The sequence below is a fragment of the Pseudomonas yamanorum genome (assembly GCF_013386765.1).
GTDB classification, from domain to species: domain Bacteria; phylum Pseudomonadota; class Gammaproteobacteria; order Pseudomonadales; family Pseudomonadaceae; genus Aquipseudomonas; species Aquipseudomonas yamanorum_A.
In genome coordinates this window covers 1-2,078 of record NZ_JACARE010000081.1, presented here as the reverse complement: position 1 = coordinate 2,078, position 2,078 = coordinate 1, and the positions used below count along the sequence as shown (strand labels likewise).

1 protein-coding gene is annotated in these 2,078 nt (G+C 53.5%); it reads right to left on the bottom strand.

Annotation, left to right across the window (positions count from 1 at the left end; genetic code table 11):
• Window positions 1-156 precede the first annotated feature (156 nt).
• Window positions 157-1,587, bottom strand: a complete 1,431-nt coding sequence (locus HX875_RS32305; RefSeq protein ID WP_177048986.1) for an IS1182 family transposase — start codon at window positions 1,585-1,587, stop codon at window positions 157-159.
• Between the last annotated feature and the right edge of the window lie 491 nt (window positions 1,588-2,078).

The window sequence follows — 2,078 nt, the reverse complement described above, 5'->3', positions numbered from 1 at the left end:
CAGAGTGTGTAAAAACGCGCTGATGCACTGTCGGCGCGCAGCGCTGACGGTTGTTAGCTGAGTAATTGCTCACAACAAGTCCTGCGGATCATCACGAGGGGCTGGGAGCCCCTAGCGCCGCTTCTACCTTGCTGGGTGGCCAAAATACAGATCTTTTCAGGCCGACAGCGCCTTCATTAAACCGCTGGTACCGATAATTTTCATGACTCGTTTCAAGTTGTAGGCGAGGACGTTCAAGCTCATCTCCGCACTTACTCCGTTCAGCTTTCGTGTCAGGAAATGTGTGGCGCCCATCCATTGTTTGAGTGTCCCGAAGGGATGCTCGACCGTACGCTTGCGGACTCGCATCATGTCCGGCGCGTTGCTCAGCCTGTTCTGCATTTCCTCCAATACGGCTTCATGCTCCCATCGCCGAACTCGCCGTTGCTTGCTCGGTGTGCACTCCGATTTCAGCACGCATCCCTGGCAATTAGAACTCCAATAACGGTGCAACTTCAGGCCTTTTTCAACGCTGGAAAAGCGCCAGATCAACGCCTCTCCAGCGGGACAAATGTATTCGTTTTTTACCGCGTCATAGATGAAGGCATCGTTATTGAAACGCCCGTCAGCCTTGGCTCCAGAGGTCATCGGCTTGGGCACATAGACGGTGATGCCTGCATCGTGACAAGCTAGGATTTGTTCGCTTTTGAAGTAACCTCGGTCAGCCACTACCGACAACGTATCTGACGCCATCGCCTCGCGGGCCTGCTTGGCCATCGAGCTGAGCAGATCGCGGTCGGAACCGACGTTGGTCACCTCATGCGCAACGATCAAATGGTGCTGGGTATCGACTGCTGTCTGCACGTTGTAACCGACGATTCCGGTGCCGCGCGTCATCATGGAACGGGCGTCTGGATCGGTCAGTGAGACCTGTTTATCCGTTGATTCGTTGAGCTGAGTTTCAATGACCTGCAACTCTTTCATCTGAGCTTTGAGCTTGTCGATTTTCTCTTGCAGACGAGCAGCCTTGGGCTGAGCGACCGAGGGTTTTTGCCGATCAGTTTCGTCGAGCGTAGTCAGGTACCGATTGATACTTGATTCAATTTCTTCCATCCGCCGTTTCAGCTTGGCGCTGGTGAAATTGCGGTCGCGGTTATTGACGGCCTTGAATTTGCTGCCGTCGATGGCGACCAGATTTTCTTCGAACAGTCCTAGCTGCTGGCACAGCACCACGAACTGGCGGCAGACACCTCGGATGGCCTTGCTGTTGTCTTTTCGGAAGTTGGCGATGGTCTTGAAATCGGGCATCAAACGCCCGGTCAACCACATCAACTCGACGTTGCGTTGGGCTTCTCGTTCAAGACGCCGGCTCGATGGAATGCGGTTCAGATAGCCGTAGATGTAGATCTTCAGCAGGACCGAGGGATGGTAAGCCGGCCGGCCTGTATCAGCAGGTAAGGCGCCCTCGAAACCTAGTTTGACGAGGTCCAGTTCGTCGACAAAAATGTCGACTACGCGCACCGGATTGGCATCTGTGACGTAATCGTCGAGGCTCGCGGGAAGGAAGGTTTCTTGGCCTCGATGTTCACCTTGGATAAAGCGCTTCATGGGCGATCCCTGCGATGAAATCCTCAGAAATCATAGCAGGGCTAAGAGCGGTGTTCTGTTGAGATATTGATGCGTTTTTCAACCGCCTGTAGTTGCCTTTCCGGGTCCCAACCTCTCGGCGACGCTTGAGCTTTGCTACACCAAAGCATTCCTTTAGAGATCCATAATCTCCGCAAGTCAGCATGAGTAGATGTTGCGTCATCATAGCCGAACTGCGTACCGCAGGACGGGCACATGCCAAACGAAGAGCAGCCAACCTCATCGTATGGAGGCTCTTCAAGCCCGGGGTATCCACAAACCGGACAAAGATACGAAACGTTGCTTGCAATCATCCAACCCCCAGATTTCTAGCCTCTAGCCCACGTTGTCGGCGTACCTGCTGATTTCCGGAATCTTATACTGAATCTGAGCAACTGATGTCTGACCTGGGCTGAGTAGGAAAAAACACTAGAGTGGAAGCCGCTAACAAGGGTTTTGACACACTCTGGGCC

What these genes read in the sequence shown, in the direction of transcription:
- HX875_RS32305 (WP_177048986.1), bottom strand. Translation starts at nt 1,587, where the DNA reads ATGAAGCGCTTTATCCAAGGTGAACATCGAGGCCAAGAAACCTTCCTT.